At 70.5% G+C, this 12,548-nt stretch carries 7 protein-coding genes and 5 pseudogenes; all 12 read left to right on the top strand.

What is annotated here, in order from left to right; translation table 11 throughout:
* Positions 1–625 precede the first annotated feature (625 nt).
* The gene (locus BW737_RS13485; RefSeq protein ID WP_257210853.1) at positions 626–1,384 is read left to right on the top strand and encodes a hypothetical protein; all 759 of its coding nucleotides are present in this window, start codon (positions 626–628) and stop codon (positions 1,382–1,384) included.
* A 1-nt stretch (position 1,385) separates the two neighbouring features.
* Positions 1,386–2,469 (top strand): annotated as a pseudogene (locus BW737_RS13480) (HAD-IIA family hydrolase).
* Positions 2,470–2,504: 35 nt separating this feature from the next.
* On the top strand, positions 2,505–2,687 hold the full coding sequence (locus tag BW737_RS15785) for a hypothetical protein (protein WP_143233395.1): 183 nt from the start codon (positions 2,505–2,507) through the stop codon (positions 2,685–2,687).
* 23 nt (positions 2,688–2,710) lie between these two features.
* Complete coding sequence (locus BW737_RS13475; protein ID WP_086615984.1) at positions 2,711–3,586, top strand: TlyA family RNA methyltransferase; 876 nt, start codon at positions 2,711–2,713, stop codon at positions 3,584–3,586.
* A 29-nt stretch (positions 3,587–3,615) separates the two neighbouring features.
* A pseudogene (locus tag BW737_RS13470) lies at positions 3,616–4,499 on the top strand (NAD kinase).
* Positions 4,496–6,313, top strand: a complete 1,818-nt coding sequence (gene recN, locus BW737_RS13465; protein WP_086615983.1) for a DNA repair protein RecN — start codon at positions 4,496–4,498, stop codon at positions 6,311–6,313. Before BW737_RS13470 ends, recN begins: the two are co-directional and overlap by 4 nt.
* A gap of 56 nt (positions 6,314–6,369) precedes the next feature.
* Positions 6,370–7,604, top strand: a pseudogene (steA, locus tag BW737_RS13460) (putative cytokinetic ring protein SteA).
* A gap of 18 nt (positions 7,605–7,622) precedes the next feature.
* Positions 7,623–8,545: pseudogene (locus tag BW737_RS13455) on the top strand (copper transporter).
* A 20-nt stretch (positions 8,546–8,565) separates the two neighbouring features.
* Positions 8,566–9,483 (top strand): hypothetical protein, encoded by a 918-nt coding sequence (locus tag BW737_RS18885; RefSeq protein ID WP_086615982.1) that lies wholly within the window; start codon positions 8,566–8,568, stop codon positions 9,481–9,483.
* 23 nt (positions 9,484–9,506) lie between these two features.
* Positions 9,507–11,123 carry a murein biosynthesis integral membrane protein MurJ gene (gene murJ / locus BW737_RS13445; protein WP_257210852.1) on the top strand — a complete coding sequence of 539 codons (1,617 nt, stop codon included), beginning with the start codon at positions 9,507–9,509 and terminating at the stop codon, positions 11,121–11,123.
* Between the two features lie 15 nt (positions 11,124–11,138).
* Positions 11,139–12,302 carry a glycosyltransferase family 4 protein gene (locus tag BW737_RS13440; RefSeq protein ID WP_086615981.1) on the top strand — a complete coding sequence of 388 codons (1,164 nt, stop codon included), beginning with the start codon at positions 11,139–11,141 and terminating at the stop codon, positions 12,300–12,302.
* Positions 12,303–12,328: 26 nt separating this feature from the next.
* Positions 12,329–12,548, top strand: a pseudogene (locus BW737_RS18880) (NUDIX domain-containing protein); the annotation flags it as partial.

Raw genomic sequence — 12,548 nt, 5'->3', positions numbered from 1 at the left:
CAAGCCCCCCAGCGCCAATGGTACTGCCCCCGACAGGCGGGCGGGAGAGTAGGACACCGCCGACACACGCACCAACCCACACCCACAAACACAACCAACAAAAACACAACGCGATAGAAACACGCACCACAATCTCCCGGGATCGCCATAGAAGTCGCCCGCAGGTAGGCTTAGGCTCATGGCACGAAGCGCTGAGAGCGCTGGCCAAAGAGCGAGAAAGAAGGACCATGGCGTACGACAGGCGTGAAGACCGTTCCAGCTCCGGGAACCGCCACGGCAGGGGTGGAGACCGGCACGGTTTCCGCCGTCGGGATGACGAACAGCCGCGCTCACGCTCCGGCCAGGGGCATAGGCGCGGGGCCGGCAACGAAGGATTCGGCCCGCGGGACGACGAGGGCCGGTATCGCGGCAAGGCGCGTGGCCGCAGGCAAGACGGCGGCCACGGACGGGGGCACGGCGCCGGAGCACGTCGGCACGATGGCGATTCCCGTCCGCCGCAGCGTTCGCGTGTGCCCGAGCCTCCGGTGCGTCCGACGTGCTCCCGCAGAATCTTGAGGCTTCAGCCCGGCGCGAGCTGCGCGCGCTGGGACGCGCAAACGCGGAGAACGTGGCTCGTCACTTGGTGATGGTACAGCGCCTGTTGGACTCCGATCCGGAACTCGCGTACCAGCATGCGCGCTACGCGGCGTCGCATGCCGGGCGCGTGGCGGTAGTCAGGGAGTCGGCGGGGATCGCCGCCTACCTCTCCGGTCATTACAACGAGGCACTGCGGGAAATCCGCGCCGCCAGACGGCTTTCCGGTCTGGACCTGCACCGCGCCATCGAGGCCGACTGCGAGCGGGCGCTGGGCCGTTACAACCAGGCACTCAAGGTCGCACAGGAAGCCGACCCCAGGCAGCTGGACGATCTTGAGGAGGCCGAGCTGGCCATGGTGGTGTCCGGAGTGCGCCACGACATGGGCCAGAGCGAACTCGGGCTGGTAGTAATCGAGGAGGCGATCATGATGTTCCGCGGCGACCGCGAAACCTTGCGCCGCCTCCACTCCGTACGCGCCGATCGGCTGGAGGAACTCGGCCGCGGCGACGAAGCGGCCAAGATCCGCGAGCGCATTGGCATGGGCGAGGACCGCGAACCTGCCGAGGCGGTCGAGGTTTACGACATCGAGGACGACTACGAAGAGGAACAGCGCGCCGCGAGCACGGCCGATGCGCCTCGAGTGGGCGAAGAACTCTCCGATGCCGCGGAGTCCTCGGAGACCCTCGACTCAACTGGTCCTAGCGAGGCTTCAGACGCCGTCGGCGGCGACGATACGGTAGAGACGAGTCGCGAGGCGGTCGATCCCGACGATACGACCGCAGCAGCTGCAGAACCTGCCGGGGACTGAGATGACCGGCGCAAAGAAGACTCCCCACGGAGGAGGCTCCGAGTTCCTGCTCGGCAGCCCCCGGCCGCTGGCCGCCGTCTACGACGTCGCACTACTCGACCTGGATGGTGTCTGCTTCGCTGGAGACGCCCGCATACCCCATGCCGCCGAGGGGGCCAACGGGGCACGCAACTATGGGATGCGGCTGGTGTTCGTCACCAACAACGCCTCCCGTGCCCCCCAGGCCGTGGTCGACAAGCTCGCGCGCAACGACATCGCCGCCTCCGTCGGCGAGGTCTTCTCCGCCGCCATGGACGCGGCGGCGCTACTGCACGAGCACTTGCCCGACGGCGCCCCGGTGTTCATCATCGGTGGCGAGGGACTGCGTCAGGCACTGACCGATGAGGGTTTTACCGTCGTCGCCTCCGCGGAGGACAAGCCCGCCGCTGTCGTACAGGGATGGGATCCCGGGGTCGATTGGGCCATGATGTCCGAAGGCCTGTACGCCATAACCGATGGCGCCATACACGTCGCCACCAACCTCGATGCCACCCTGCCCACCGAACGCGGCTTCGCCCTCGGCAACGGCAGCCTGGTTGCGGCGGTGGCCAACGCCTCCGGACGCCGGCCGCTCGCTGGCGGCAAGCCCTTCCCCGGCATCTACCAGCGGGCACTGCGGCGTGCGGGAGGCGCCCGACCGCTCGCCGTTGGGGACCGGCTCAATACCGATCATGTCGGTGCCCGGGCGGCGGACATCCCCGGGCTGCATGTGCTCACGGGCGTCAGCACCGCCCGCGATGTGTTGCTGGCCTCTCCCGAGGAACGGCCCACCTTCCTGCACACCGACCTGCGCGTCTGCTGCAGCCCCACCCGAGCCCCGGCGGGTCAGCATCGACGGCGAGACCTGGTGGCAGGTCGGTGATGAGCGTTGGCGTGTGACCGAGGAGGGCATTGAGGGCCAGGCCGCAGGATTCCTCGACGCAACATCCGCCGCCGTGACGCTCGACGCATACCGTGCGCTCGCCTGCGCGCTCTGGGAGCGTGCCGACGCCAATGTCGGCCGCACGGATGACATTGGCGTGCCCGATCTCAGCGTCGCTGCCTAAGGCCTATCCCGGAAACCACCTACCATAACCGTCTGATGACTACTACCCCCAAGCCGGCTCCGCGCCCCACACCCATACCCGGGCCGGGGCCCGCGCAAGTGCCGGACTTGTCGGCTCGACTTGAGGCGGCTGCCGGCCTGCCGTTGGAGGAGCGCGCCGCCGAGCTCTCCGCCATCAACGAGGCACTCGCCTCTCAGCTGCACCAGACCGAGAACTAACCCCAGAACCCACACCCAACCAGATGGCACGACTGATCCGTATCGATTCCGAGCTGGTTCGGCGAGGGCTCGCCCGCTCGCGCGCCCACGCCGCCCGGCTCATCGACGACGGTCACGTCACTCTGGACGGCATGGTGGTAACCAAACCTGCCCGGCAGGTAAACCCCGCGCAGGCGATCGAGGTTATTGCCCCGGACACGGACGACTACGTCTCCCGTGGCGCCCACAAGCTGGCGGGCGCACTCGACGTCCTTACCGAGCGTGGCCTGGCCCCGCGCATCACCGGCAGGCGCTGTCTGGATGCCGGTGCCTCCACCGGAGGCTTCACCGACGTGCTGCTGCGACGCGGCGCTGCACACGTTGTCGCCGTCGACGTCGGCTACGGGCAACTCGCCTGGTCCTTGCGGAATGACCCGCGTGTGAGCGTGCTGGAACGTACGAATGTGCGCACACTGCAGCCCGAGGCGGTCGCTCCTGCTCCCGAACTCGTGGTTGGCGACCTGTCCTTCATCTCCCTGACCACCGTGTTGCCGGCACTGGTCGGCGCGGCCGCTCCCGACGCCGACCTGCTGCTCATGGTCAAGCCCCAGTTCGAGGTCGGCAGACAGCGCCTCGGCCACGGGGGAGTGGTCCGCGACCCCGCCCTGCACGTTGAATCCGTGCTGAACGTATGCGAATCCGCCCACACACTGGGACTGGGCATCGATGCGGTTACCGCCTCGCCGCTGCCCGGGCCCGCCGGAAATGTCGAGTACTTTGTGAACATGCATGCCGGACAGGCCGGCTCACCGACCGACCTGTACGGTCCTGCACTGCAGGACGAGGTACGCCGCGCCGTAGAAACAGGCCCTGCCGGACGCACACAGCGTCGACGCCGTACGGAAGGAGGCGGAAAATGACCACGTCTCAACCGCGGCTACGGCGCGTCATGGTCCTCCAGCGCGACCTGAACGACAAACCGGTGCCGCCGCACCGCAAGGCGGCCCCGACCGCCACGGCCGTCGCCCGGGCAGAGGCGGCACTGCGCTCCCACGGCGTCGAGCCCGTCGAGCCGGATTCGAGGGCGACGTCGACCTGGTCCTGGTGATGGGCGGCGACGGCACCATCCTGCGTGCCAGCGAAGTCGCCCGCGACCGCGATGTGCCCCTGCTGGGCATCAACACCGGCCACGTCGGCTTCCTTGCCGAGGCCGACCCGGACGCCGTGGAGCAGGTCGTCGCCGATCTGGTGGCCGGTCGATATGTGGTAGACACCCGCATGACCATTGACGTGGAGGTGCGGGCGCCCGACGGCTCGGTGACCCGCGACTGGGCGCTCAATGAGGCGGCCCTGGAGAAGCGGGATCGGGCCCGCATGGTCGAGGTTGCGGTCGGCGTGGATGGGCAGGCCGTGTCCTCCTTCGGCTGCGATGGGCTGGTCATGGCCACGCCCACTGGCTCCACCGCCTATGCCTACTCGGGTGGCGGGCCGGTCATCTGGCCCGAGGTCGAGGCCCTGCTGCTGGTGCCCCTGTCCGCTCATGCCCTGTTCACCCGCCCCCTGGTCGTGGGCCCCGACTCCCGCCTGGAGGTCGTCATCTACCACGCCGGCTTCGGCGGAGCGGAGGTGTGGTGCGACGGACGCCGCTGCCTGGACGCCCCCACCGGTTCGCGCATCTGCGTCACCCGCGCCGAGCGCCCGGTGCGGTTGGCGCGGGTGAACACCGCCCCCTTTGCCACGCGCCTGGTGCGCAAGTTCGATCTGCCAGTGGAGGGCTGGCGCAGCGCCGACGCGTCCGCCGCGCTGCCAGCTCGGGACGGCGAAGCGCAGTGATCGAGTCTCTGCACATCGAGAACCTCGGGGTGATTGAGCAGGCCGACCTGCTACTCAGCCCCGGGCTAACCGCCCTGACCGGGGAGACCGGTGCCGGCAAGACCATGGTGCTCACCTCCCTGGGACTGCTCCTGGGACAACGCGCCGAAGCAACCAGCGTGCGCACCGGTGCCGAACGCGCCCTGGTGGAGGGCGCCTTTGTGCTGTCCCCCGCCTCTCGCGCCGCCTCCCGCGCGGCCGAGGCAGGAGCCGAGCTCGACGACGACCTGCTGCTGGCTTCGCGCACCGTTCCGGCCTCGGGCCGTTCTCGTGCCCACTTGGGAGGACGCGCCGTACCCTCCGCGGTCCTGGCCGACGTCGGTGCCCGCCTCGTGTCCGTGCACGGGCAGGCCGATCAGCTACGACTGCGCTCCGCCTCCGCCCAGCGGGCCGCCCTCGACGGCCTGGGTGGACCGGACCACGCCGCGCTGTGCCGCCGCTACGCCGAGGCCTACCGGGCCAGGAACGCCGCTTCTGCCGCCCTGGAGCAATGGCGCGCCGGGACCGAAGCGCGTCAGGCCGAGGCAGCCGACCTGAACCGTTGGCTCGAGCAGTTGGATGAGCTCGCCCCGCAACCGGGGGAGGATGTCGCCTTAACCGCCGAGGCCGAGCGGCTGGACCACGCCGAGGACCTGCGTCGCGCCGCTTCTGCCGCTCGCATCGCGCTGGCCGGTGAAGAGGAGGCAACCGCGACCGATGTCCCGGACGTGGCATCCCTGATCGCCGCCGCCGACCGCGCCCTGGCGCACGTTGCCGGCGTGGACCCGGCCCTGACCACCCTGGCCGAGCGACTGCGCCAGCTTGGCATCGACTCGGCTGACCTGGCCGGCGAACTGGCCGAGTACTTGGCCACGCTGGACGCCGATCCCGCCCGCCTCACCTGGGTGCAGGACCGCCGGGCCGAGCTTTCCCGGGCCTGTCGGGAGATCGGCGGTCCTGCCGTCCAGCTCGACGACGTCGATGCCCTGCTCGCCTGGGGAGAGTCCGCCGCCACCCGCCTGGATGAGCTTGAGGGTCCTCATGGCACCGCCGAGACTCTGACCGCGCAGCTCGCCGCGGCGGAGGAACGCCTGGCGAGCCTGGCAGGTGAGCTGACTGGCGCCCGCCGACGGCTGGCGGTGCGGCTGCAGGAGGCGGTCAACGCCGAGCTGGCCGGCCTGGAGATGAAGGACGCCCGCTTCGTCGTCGACCTGCAGCCGCGCGATGAACCCGGACCCACCGGCGCCGAAAACGTCGCCCTGCTGCTGGTCTCCCACCCCGGCGCCCCCGCACTGCCCCTGGGCAAGGGCGCCTCCGGGGGTGAACTGTCACGCATCATGCTGGCCCTGGAGGTGGTGCTGGCCGACGCCGCCCCCAGCGGCACGCAGCCCGATGCTGCGGACGGGGCGTCGACACACCAACGCACCTTCGTCTTCGACGAGATCGACGCCGGCGTCGGTGGCCGTGCCGCTCGCGAGATCGGACGGCGCCTGGCACGACTCGCCCGCCGCTATCAGGTGGTAGTGGTCACGCACCTCGCCCAGGTCGCCGCCTGGGCGGACACCCAGCTGGTGGTGCGCAAGGAGACGGCCTCCGTGAACGCAGGCAATGCGGCTGCGTCGCAGCACGCCGGGGAAGAACAACCGACCGTGCGCACCCGCGTCGAGGCCGTCACCGGCTCGGCTCGGGTGCGTGAACTCGCCCGCATGCTCTCCGGTCATGAGGATTCCGAGGCGGCCCTCCGGCACGCCGCTGAGTTGATCGCGGAAGCGCACGTGGCACAATCCCAGTCGTGAGGTTTCCGTTTCCGTTCCGCAAGCAGGCCCCGCCGGCACCGGACCGTCCCAGCGGCATGGTGCGGGTGGACGCGCGCACCAAGAAACTCACCAAACGGCTCCAACCCGGAGACGTCGCCGTCATAGACCATGTGGATCTGGACCGGGTGGCGGCCGAGGCACTGGTTGAGTGCAAGCCGATGGCGGTGCTGAACGCGGCCCCCTCTGTCTCCGGCCGCTACCCGAACCTGGGACCCGGCATCCTGATCGACGCCGGCATTCCACTCGTTGACGACCTCGGCCCCGACATTATGCGTCTGCACGACGGGCAGCGCGTGATCATCGACCTCGACCCCGAGTCGGAGCACGCCGGGGCCGTGCATGTGCAGGGCCGGCTCACGCACCGCCAACACCGGGCAGACCAGGTGGACACCGCCGAGTCCGACGCGCGCGCCGACTCCACCGTCCTGGCCGAGGGCACGATCCAGACCCGCGAGAGCATCGACGCACTCATGGAGTCCGCGAAGGAGGGGCTGTCGGTTCAGCTCGAGGCCTTCGCCGCTAACACCATGGAGTACATGCGCGGTGAACGCGACCTGCTTCTCAACGGCGTCGGCATGCCGGACATTCGCACCTCCATGTCTGGCAGACACGTGCTGGTTGTGGTGCGCGGCTACTCCTACAAGGAGGACCTCAAGGCTCTCAAGCCCTACATCCGCGAGTACAAACCCGTCATCATCGGTGTTGACGGCGGTGCGGACGCGGTCCTGGAGCTGGACTCAAGCCGGACATGATCGTCGGGGACATGGACTCGGTGTCCGACAAGGCGTTGGCATCCGGCGCCGAAATCATCGTCCACGCCTACCGCGACGGGCGTGCCCCCGGGCTCAAGAGAGTTGAGGACCTCGGCGTAGAACACACCGTTTTCGCCGCCACCGGCACCAGCGAGGACATCGCCATGCTGATCGCCGATGAAGCGGGCGCCGAGCTCATCGTTGCCCTGGGGACCCACGCCACCCTGCTGGAGTTCCTCGACAAGGGGCGCGCCGGCATGTCATCCACCTTCTTGACTCGGTTGAAGGTCGGCGGGCGGTTGATCGATGCCAAGGGGGTGTCCCGCCTTTACCGCGCGCGCATCTCCGGCTGGCAGCTGGGGCTGCTGGCGTTGGCGGGCTTGGTTGCCCTGTTCGTCGCCCTCAGCTCCACGCCTGCGGGCCAGACTTTCCTTGGTCTGTCCGGCGCCGTGTGGGACGATCTGGTCAACTTCTTCCGGTCCCTGGTTGGACTCACCCCGAACACACCCTCCGTCTGAGCAAGTGCAGGATCCTTCATGATTGACTTCCGTTACCACCTGGTCTCGCTCATCTCCGTGTTTTTGGCCCTCGCCGTAGGCGTCGTCCTGGGTGCCGGGCCGCTGCAAAACTCCCTCGGCACCGCGCTGAACGATCAGGTCAGTTCCCTGCGGGCGGACCGCAACGACCTGCAAACCCGGCTGGAGCAGACCGAGACGGCCGTCAATGACCGCGACGACTACATCACCTCCGCGGCCGACTCCCTGTTGCCCGGGGTGCTGGACGGACGTAGCGTCGTCGTCGTCCTCATGCCCGACGTCGAGGGCGACGACATCGACCAGGTCGTCACCGAGATTGAAACCGCCGGCGCCACCGTCACCGGTCGGGTTACCCTGACCGGCGCCTGGGCGGAGACCGCCCGTGAATCCTTCCGCTCCACCTATTCCGGCCAGTTCAGCCCCTACCTGGACGCCACCGCCGCAGACGGCAACGCCATCCTCGGGCAGGGGCTGGCCACCGCGCTGACCACCGAGGGGGAGAACGCCACCGCTTGATGGAACTGCTGACCGCCTCCGACACGCCGCTGGTAACCGTCGATGCCCAGCCCTCGGGTCCGGCTGACATGATCGTGGTGATCGGTCCGCGGACCGTCGTCGCCTCGAACGGCAGTGAGCCGACCGCGCAGGCTACCCCGGAGCAGGACATTGCCGCCTGGACGTCCGCGCTGACCGGTGCGGCAGCGACCGCTACGACCGTCGTGGTCGGTGCCGGCGACGCCGAGACCGACATTGTGAGGGCACTGCGCAGCGCCGAGGCGCCGGTGACCACGGTGGACTCCATCGGACAGGCCACCGCGGCCGTGTCCACCCCGCTGGCGCTGGCTGCCACCGCCGCGGGCACGGTGGGCAATTACGGCTTCGACGACGGCGCCGATGCGGTCATCCCGCCCATTACCCACTGACGCCGATTACGCTTGCAGCCATGACGCCAACCGTGTCGCCGACCAGAGCTACTGTCCGCGGTGCGGTCACCGTTGTGGCTGCCTCCGCGATCACCACCGCGGCGGCATCCGCCGCCCTGAGATGCGCGGACTGCCGGTTGCAGCGTCTCGAACGCACGAACTTCCACGGTCGTACCGTCAGCCTGCGCGGCGGCGTGGGGGCTGCCGCCGGTAGCGTCGCCGCCGGCGCCTGCGCGGGACGCCTCCTGTACAACGCGGCCGAGTCCAACACCGTCAACACGGCGGTCGCCGCCGTCACGGCCGTCACAGCGGCAGGCGCGGCGGGACTGATCGACGACCTCGACGCGGGCGCACACGACGGCGATACCCCCGCCAAAGGCCTGAAGGGGCACCTGATGGCGCTGCGCCGCGGGCACGTCACCACCGGCGCGCTCAAGGTCGTGGGGATCGGTGCCGGGGCCGTGGTGGCCGGCGGCATGATCACTCGCGGTCGTCCCCAAACCGGCGTGCTGAGGACGGCCGCGGACGCCGTCACCAACGCCGTCGTCATTGCCTCCTGGGCCAACCTGCACAATCTGCTGGATCTGCGCCCTGGCCGCGCCCTGAAGGCGGCCGTGCTGACCGCGGCGCCGTTGCTGGCCGACCGCCGTACGGGCGCCGCCAGCCGTGCCCTGGCTGCCGGCACCCTCGGGGTGGCCGGGGCGGCCCTGCGCGAGGACCTGGGGGAGACCACCATGTTGGGGGATACCGGCGCCAATGCCGTAGGCGCCTTGGTGGGAACGGCGCTGGCCGCGCACCCCCGGGTGGGTGCACGGGTGGCCGCTGCCCTGGTCGGTACGGGGCTCGTCTTGGCCAGCGAGCGGTTCTCCTTCACCCGCGTAATCGAGGGCAACCGCTTCCTGTCCGCCGTCGACCGCTTCGGGCGCCGGGCCTCGTGACCGGCAGGAACCCGACGACGGTCGTGTCTTCCGGTGCCGGCGCCCGGCGGGCGGCGCTCGGCGCAGCCGGCGGAGTCGCAGGGCTGACCCTGGTCTCGCGGGCGCTCGGCTTTCTCCGCTGGATCGTGCAGGCGACCACGGTGGGAGCGGGCACCGTGGCCGGCGCCTACGCCACCGCCAACCAGGTGCCCAACGTGCTGTACGAGGTGGTGGTTGGCGGGGCACTGGCGGCGACGGTTGTTCCGCTGCTGGCGGCCCCCATCAGTGCCGGCCGCAGTCATGACGTACAGCGCACCGCCTCCGCACTGCTCTGGCTGGTTCTGCTGGTGCTGACCCCGCTGGCCATCATCCTGGCCGCTGGCGCGGGCCCGATTGCCGGCTGGTTCCCCGTCTCCCAGGGTGTGGATCCGGGCCTCCAGCGGGATCTGGTGGCGGCGTTCCTGCGCATGTTCGCCGCGCAGGTCCCCCTGTACGGCATCGGTGTGGTGCTCACCGGCGTGCTGCAGGCCCACGGCCGCTTCACCTGGCCGGCGCTGACCCCTGTCCTGTCCAGCCTGGTGGTGATTGCCACCTATGCGGTCTATGGGACGATGACCGACGGCGTAGAGACGGCCTCCCCGGCAGCGCTGCGGGTGCTCGGGTGGGGCACCACGGCGGGGGTGGCGGCGCTGTCCCTGCCGTTGCTGTGGCCCGTGTACCGCCTGGGAGTGCGCCTGCGGCCCACTCTCGACCTGGGACGCGCCGAAGCGGCCAAGGCGCTGCGCCTGGGGGGCGCCGGGGTGTGGACCCTGCTCGCCCAACAGATCAGCGTCTTGGCCGTGCTGGCACTCGCCCGCGCCGGCGGAAACACCGGCACCGTAGCCGTCTACCAGTACACGCAGGCCGTCTACGTGCTGCCCTACGCCGTGCTGGTCGTCCCGGTCGCCACCGTCATCTACCCGCGGCTGGCCGCCGCCTTCACTCGCTCCGACGGCGACGCGCACGCGCTCACCGCCCGCTCCACCGCGCTGGTCACGGGCGTGGCCGTAGCTGGCGCGGGCATGCTGCTGGCCGCCGCCGACGGCGCCGAGCGTTTCTTCGCGCTGCTGGCCGATGTGGGGGGCATGGGCGCCTCCCTGGCCCTGTTGGCCCCGGGCCTGGTCGCTACGCCCTCATCTATCAGTCACCCGGGCGCTGTACGCCGCCGACAGGGCCCGGGGGGCCGCCTGCGCCGCGGTCGCCGGCTGGCTCACGGTCGCCCTGGCATCCTGGGCGGCGGTGCGGCTGCTGGCTCCGCACGGCGGCGACGGCGTGGCCACCCTCAAGGGGCTGGCCCTGGGCACGACCGCGGGCATGTGTGTGGCCGGCGTCGGTCTGCTGGCGGCGCTGGCGTGCCGCATGGGGGTGCGCGTACTGGCACCGACGGCGCGGGTGCTGGTGGTGGCGCTGCCCGTCGCCGCCGTGGTCGGGAGCGCGTGCAACTGGCTCAGCCGTCAACCCGGAACCGTCGTCGGCGGGGTAGCCGTGGCGCTGGCTGGTGCTGTGTTCACCGCCGTGGTGACCGGGGCGGCCATGTGCGTGGTAGACCGCGAACTGCTCGCTGCCCTGCGCCGCCCGGCGCATCCCGAAACCGGTATTCCGGACGCAGGTGGAGCGCCTAAAACACAGGAGACGAAATGAGCCTGCCAAACGACGAGTCACCCACCCCGGCTGCCTCCTCCACGGAGCTGGCGGGGGCTTCGGACCGGCTACGCATCTTGGAAGTCTCCGGCAGCGCCGCGGGCGGGATGCGCGCCCATGTCACCGAATGCGCCCGGATTCTGGCTGGGGCGGGTCACGACGTGATTGTGGAGGCGCCGGCGGATGTGTTGGCTGACGGCGACTTGGGGGCGGCGCGGGCGGAGCCGTTGACGATCGGTGCACGCCCTGCGCTCGGTGACGGCGCCGTCGTCGCCCGGCTACGTCGACTCGGCCGCCGCGCCGATGTGGTTCACGCCCACGGACTGCGCGCCGGTGCCCTGGCGGCATTGGCCCTGGGCGGGCGCCGCCCCGGCCGCGCCCGCCTGGTGGTGACCATCCACAACCAGCCGGTCGGAGGGCGCCTGATCGCCGCCGTCGGCGACCGGCTGGAGCAGCTGGTCGCCGGGCGCGCCGACCACATCCTCGCGGTCAGCCCGGACCTGGCCGAGCGCCAGCGCACCCGCGGAGCCGAGCGGGTCGACCTCGCCGTCATCCCCGCGCCGCGGCGCAATACCGAACGCCTGGCGCCGCGCGCTTCCTCCGTCGAGTCCGCCTGGCGGGGCGCCCCCAGGCGGGTCCTCACCGTGGCCCGGCTGGCCCCGCAGAAGGGCCTGGACCTGCTGCTGGACACCGCGTCCCTGCTGGCGGGGTCTCTTACCGCCGACGGCGCGGAAGCAGGCTTGGCGTGGGCGGTCGCCGGTGACGGGCCGGAACGGGCCTCCGCCGAGGCCCGCATCGGCGCCGAGGCATTGCCCGTGAATCTGCTGGGGCGGCGGGAGGACGTGCCCGCGCTGATGGAGGCCGCCGACGTCGTCGTACAGACCAGTCTGTGGGAGGGACAGCCCATCACGCTGCAGGAGGCGATGCAGGCGGGAGCCGCGATCGTCGCCACCGACGTCGGTGGGACTGCCACCACCACCCGCGGGGGTGCGATCCTGGTGCCGCCGCAGCCGCAGGCTCTCGCGGACGCGATCACGGAGTTGTTGACCGACGCCAACTCCCGCGCACAGGCGCGGAAACGAGCCCGGCAGGCGGCCGAACTCCTGCCCGACGAAGCGGACCTGCGGGCACAATTGCAAGCCGTCGTCGCCCACCGCTGAAATGTCGAGAATCGGAGGAGAAGACAGTGGACCGGTACAGCCTCAGCGATACCCATGATCTGACGCGCCGCGTCGTGAGCCACGAGCGCGCCTGGTCGGGACCGATCTTCGCAGTCGATGATGACGCCGTGGTACTGGCGACGGGCGCGCCCCGGTGCGGCGTCAGACGGTGGCGCACCACGATGCCGTGAACGTCGTGGCCTTGCGGGAGGGCAGCGATTCCTCACAGGCGGATGCGGCCGCCGA

This window comes from Actinomyces ruminis (genome assembly GCF_002154335.2).
Lineage (GTDB): Bacteria > Actinomycetota > Actinomycetes > Actinomycetales > Actinomycetaceae > Actinomyces > Actinomyces ruminis.
Note: the sequence above shows the minus strand (reverse complement) of the source record. Positions and strands in the feature narration are given on the sequence as shown.

Excerpts from the sequence above, each read along its gene's own strand:
- BW737_RS13485 (WP_257210853.1), top strand. The coding sequence starts at position 626 with ATGGTACAGCGCCTGTTGGACTCCGATCCGGAACTCGCGTACCAGCAT.
- BW737_RS15785 (WP_143233395.1), top strand. The coding sequence starts at position 2,505 with ATGACTACTACCCCCAAGCCGGCTCCGCGCCCCACACCCATACCCGGG.
- BW737_RS13475 (WP_086615984.1), top strand. The coding sequence starts at position 2,711 with ATGGCACGACTGATCCGTATCGATTCCGAGCTGGTTCGGCGAGGGCTC.
- BW737_RS18885 (WP_086615982.1), top strand. The coding sequence starts at position 8,566 with ATGACGCCAACCGTGTCGCCGACCAGAGCTACTGTCCGCGGTGCGGTC.
- BW737_RS13440 (WP_086615981.1), top strand. The coding sequence starts at position 11,139 with ATGAGCCTGCCAAACGACGAGTCACCCACCCCGGCTGCCTCCTCCACG.